The 3,629-nt window shown below is 67.3% G+C and carries 6 protein-coding genes and 1 other RNA gene; all 7 read right to left on the bottom strand.

Annotation, left to right across the window (positions count from 1 at the left end; translation table 11 throughout):
• Nucleotides 1-305 (bottom strand): hypothetical protein (locus ACESMN_RS03450; RefSeq protein ID WP_373052188.1); only part of this gene is annotated, 305 nt, incomplete at its 3' end.
• Between the two features lie 173 nt (nucleotides 306-478).
• Nucleotides 479-1,156 carry a glutathione S-transferase gene (locus tag ACESMN_RS03445; RefSeq protein ID WP_373052187.1) on the bottom strand — a complete coding sequence of 226 codons (678 nt, stop codon included), beginning with the start codon at nucleotides 1,154-1,156 and terminating at the stop codon, nucleotides 479-481.
• Between the two features lie 178 nt (nucleotides 1,157-1,334).
• Nucleotides 1,335-1,802, bottom strand: coding sequence for an EVE domain-containing protein (locus ACESMN_RS03440; protein WP_373052186.1), 468 nt, complete (start codon nucleotides 1,800-1,802; stop codon nucleotides 1,335-1,337).
• A gap of 208 nt (nucleotides 1,803-2,010) precedes the next feature.
• The gene (locus ACESMN_RS03435) at nucleotides 2,011-2,631 is read right to left on the bottom strand and encodes a 5-formyltetrahydrofolate cyclo-ligase (RefSeq protein ID WP_373052185.1); all 621 of its coding nucleotides are present in this window, start codon (nucleotides 2,629-2,631) and stop codon (nucleotides 2,011-2,013) included.
• A gap of 12 nt (nucleotides 2,632-2,643) precedes the next feature.
• Nucleotides 2,644-2,828, bottom strand: a non-coding RNA gene (gene ssrS, locus ACESMN_RS03430) — 6S RNA.
• A gap of 13 nt (nucleotides 2,829-2,841) precedes the next feature.
• Complete coding sequence (locus ACESMN_RS03425; protein WP_373052184.1) at nucleotides 2,842-3,165, bottom strand: cell division protein ZapA; 324 nt, start codon at nucleotides 3,163-3,165, stop codon at nucleotides 2,842-2,844.
• Complete coding sequence (locus ACESMN_RS03420) at nucleotides 3,162-3,392, bottom strand: TIGR02449 family protein (protein ID WP_373052183.1); 231 nt, start codon at nucleotides 3,390-3,392, stop codon at nucleotides 3,162-3,164. The genes ACESMN_RS03425 and ACESMN_RS03420 overlap by 4 nt, the downstream gene beginning before the upstream one ends.
• Nucleotides 3,393-3,629: the final 237 nt, after the last annotated feature.

Raw genomic sequence — 3,629 nt, 5'->3', positions numbered from 1 at the left:
TCGTTGTAGGCGGCGTCAATCGTGACGATGGTCTTTTCCACGAGACGGAAGCCCTCGACCGGGGCATCGTCCTTCATGTATTTCAGTCGCAGCGGTCCGATGGCCTTCACCGCCACCGCCCGCTCGAGTTCGGTGCCGGGGGAGTCGGCGCCGGCGCCGTCCATCAGCGCCGTGAGTATCTCCGCGACGATCGGGTCGCTGTGGCTGCCGTCGCGGGCCTTGTTCAGGGTCTCGGCGGCGTCGCCGTCGAGAAAGTCCCGCTCCATCTGATCGTCGAGGTAGTTCAGCAGTTGTTCCAGGGTCATGGGTTGGTCTCCTCCATGTCGGTCATGGGTTGGGGCCGGCTCCCTCCCCAGCCCATCCCCGCAGGGGGTGGAGGGGCTTGCTCTCTCCCGCAGACGAAGCCGGGGAGCGGAGGGCGGGATGCCGGGGGCAGAGCGGGGGGTGAGGGTTCGGCGGCGGGCCGTCGCTCGCGTCATCATTTTGCCAGCCAGTCGCGGTTGAGGTCGATGTCGCAGGCCTCTTCCACGCGCCTGAGATAGTAGAGCATGTCCACTGGCAGATTGATGCCATCGTGCATCTGCAGCGGGTACAGGTCGGCGGCGAGGAGACAGTCGGCGATGCTGAGGCGACCGACGTAGAAGCGCTCGCCGGCAAGGTGCCGGGCCAGATCCGGGAGACGCGACAGGCGGCTGAACTGATTGAAGCCGTCGTAGCGGTCGTTCGCGAGCTCCTCCAGCGTCATTCCGAAGCGGTGTCGAACGCCGGCCTTGAAGTCGTCGAGTGCCTCGGTGTCGTCGCCGATGCCATGGAAACCGGGAGCGAGCGGCGCGTAGAGTCGCTCCAGCACCGCGTCGACCCGGGTCCGCCAGTCCAGCAGCGCGGCCCAGGCGGCATCGTCGATCACCCGGTCGCGCAGGGGCGGCTCGCCTGGCAGCAGGCGGTCGATCTCCGCGAGCACGTCGATGCTGTTGGTGTGCAGCCTTCCGTCCGCCGAGCGCAGCACCGGAGATTGCCTGGCGATGCCGAGGTCGAAGAAGGTCTCGTCGTCGAACCAGTCAAGGGTCTTCAGATCCAGTGGCACCCGTTTCGCGCCAAAGGCGAGCCGCAGGCGCTGGGCCCTGGGGTCGTGGGCGAAGTGGTAGAGGGTATGCATGCGGTTCCGCGAGCGCGTTATCGCAGGCCTCGGGAGAGCGGCCCCCGTGGCAGCGGCCTCCGTGGGAGCGGCCTCTGGCGGCGATGAGGCCGTGCGGGATCGCGGCCAGAGGCCGCTCCCACGAGGAGCGCTCCCACGGAGGCCCCCCCTATGGGGGAGGTCGTCAGGGGGCGGGTGGTCATGGCTGGGGTCGGTGGGCGTGACCCAGGATGAAATCCCACTGCGACTCGGTGATCGGCATGATCGAAAGGCGGTTGCCGCGCCGTACCAGCGGGCAGTCCTCGAGCTCGGGCTGTTCCTTCAGCCAGGTCAGCGGAATCACCTCGTCGAACTTCTCTTCAAAGGCGACGTCCACGCGATACCAGCGGGGGTTGTCCGGATCGCTCTTGGGGTCGTAGTACGTGTGTTCGGGATCGAAGGCCGCGTCGTCCGGGTAGCCCTCCCGGTGGATGCGCATGATGCCGACGATGCCCGGCACCTTGGTGTTCGAGTGATAGAAGAAGGCGCGGTCTCCCTTCTTCATTTCGTCGCGCATCATGTTCCGCGCCTGGTAGTTGCGCACCCCCTCCCAGGGCTCCACGCCGACGCGTTCGAGGTCGTCGATGCCGAAGACATCGGGTTCCGATTTCAGCAGCCAGTAAGACATCGGGATTCCTTGCGAGCCTGTGGGGCGATGCCGGATGCGGCAGCGCCTTTGTACCAGAAAGCAGCGCCGGCCGGGCCGAAATCCGTGCCGGGCGGGCAGGAAATTGGGCCCTGGTCCCGGCTCGGATCTTGGTCTTTTGCGATGTGCGCCGGGCGGTGGGTGCGCTGCGCTTCACCCACCCTGCGACCCCGTTGCGACGCTCAGGGCACTAGCGCGCGCGGCGGAACCAGGACAGGCCGCCTTCGGTGATCACGCCGTCCAGTGGCACGTCCCAGGCCTGTCGCTCCAGTCGCGGGACCTGCTGGAAGGCGTGGGCAATGCCGATCAGCCGCGGACGCGGCGTCCCGACGAGGCGGCGCGGCGCGAAGTAGCGGTCGTAGTAGCCGCCGCCCATCCCGAGGCGGTGCCCGTTGGAATCGAAGGCCACCAGGGGCAGCAGCACGACGTCGAGTTCGCGGCGCCAGACGCGGGGCGCGCCCGGGCAGGGCTCTTGAATGCCGAAGGCGTTGTGGCAGAGACGATCTCCGGGAGACCAGGCCCGGAAATGCATGTGCCCCGGGCGGTGCCGCTCGAGCACTGGCATCGCGACACGGACGCCCAGCGTGGCCTGGCGTGCCAGCAGCCCGGTCAGATCGATTTCACCGCGGATTCCGAAATAGCCCGCCAGGGTCCGCGGGCCGAGGATGCGCAGGCAGCGCAGGGCGTGCCCGGCGATCGCGGCCGAGTTTGCGCGGAGTGTCGCGCTGGACAGGCGGGCACGCCTCCGGCGCATCTGCAGACGCGTCACAAGGGGCGCCTCGACCGGGACGGAGGGTGGGTGTTCGGGCATCAGGAAGGGGGGCGTGCACCGCGTTCGCCGTGGTGGCCTTCGACCTTGAACCAGCGGTTCAGGTGGGAGGAGGCTTCGGGTTTACAGGCTTTCCGCACGGGGCGGACATGCTCAACCACCCGAAAGCTCTACAGTCCCGTGGTTGACGATTAGGCTCAAGGGTACCACCCAGCCACTCACCAACGCCGCAGACGCACGCCCGAATTCATATTATGGGCCATTCGTGCCGTCGCGTGCAGTTTCCCCCAATTTTTTTTCCACCGCGTCTGCCAGTGCCTGCAGGCGATCCGGTGTCCGCACCTGGAGACGTTCCAGGTCGCGGCTGCATACCAGCATCTCGTGCGCGAGGTTCAGGGCCACCATCACCGCGATGCGGTCCACCCCGACCACCCGGCCGGCATCGCGAACGGTCCGCATGCGCTCGTCGAGCAGGTTGGCCGACGCGAAGAGATCGGCGCGTTCCTCGGGCGGACAGGCGATCTGGTACTCCTTGCCCAGGATGTTGACGCGTACGGGCTCTGCGGGTCGGTTCATTCGGGATGCTCCATGGTGCGCAGGCGGGCGATCATGCCCTCGACGCGGTGCCGGGCCTGTTCCGTGCGTTCCTTGGCGGCGGAGCGATCCGCACGCAACTGGCGGAGCTGCTCATGGAGCAGCCGGTTTTCCTCGTGCAGGGCCGAGCAGCGCTCCAGCAGGCGGGAGACCTGCGTCTCCAGCCGTTCGACGGCGGCGTCCACCCCGGCGGGCTTCGTGGTGTCCATTGCGTATTCGGCCCCCGATTCATGGCATTAGCAGAGGATAATGGTTCCGAGTCTAGGAGTGGCGACAGGCAAGCGTCAACTGAGCCGATCGCCGGAGCGTAGGGTTGATTGGCACCGAGGCGCCATCGAGAGATGATCTGGGGGCAAGAATGGCGCGTAATCTCGCCGATTCGGCGCCGGTGATGGTCGCTCTGAGGTCTGGCTTGCTGTGGGAGCGGCCTCCGTGGGAGCGGCCTC

Source organism: Thioalkalivibrio sp. (assembly GCF_041690275.1).
Lineage (GTDB): Bacteria > Pseudomonadota > Gammaproteobacteria > Ectothiorhodospirales > Ectothiorhodospiraceae > Thioalkalivibrio.
Note: the sequence above shows the minus strand (reverse complement) of the source record. Positions and strands in the feature narration are given on the sequence as shown.

Bases quoted from the DNA above. Each gene is read 5' to 3' on its own strand.
- ACESMN_RS03420 (WP_373052183.1), bottom strand. From the start codon at position 3,392: ATGGACACCACGAAGCCCGCCGGGGTGGACGCCGCCGTCGAACGGCTG.
- ACESMN_RS03435 (WP_373052185.1), bottom strand. From the start codon at position 2,631: ATGCCCGAACACCCACCCTCCGTCCCGGTCGAGGCGCCCCTTGTGACG.
- ACESMN_RS03445 (WP_373052187.1), bottom strand. From the start codon at position 1,156: ATGCATACCCTCTACCACTTCGCCCACGACCCCAGGGCCCAGCGCCTG.
- ACESMN_RS03425 (WP_373052184.1), bottom strand. From the start codon at position 3,165: ATGAACCGACCCGCAGAGCCCGTACGCGTCAACATCCTGGGCAAGGAG.
- ACESMN_RS03440 (WP_373052186.1), bottom strand. From the start codon at position 1,802: ATGTCTTACTGGCTGCTGAAATCGGAACCCGATGTCTTCGGCATCGAC.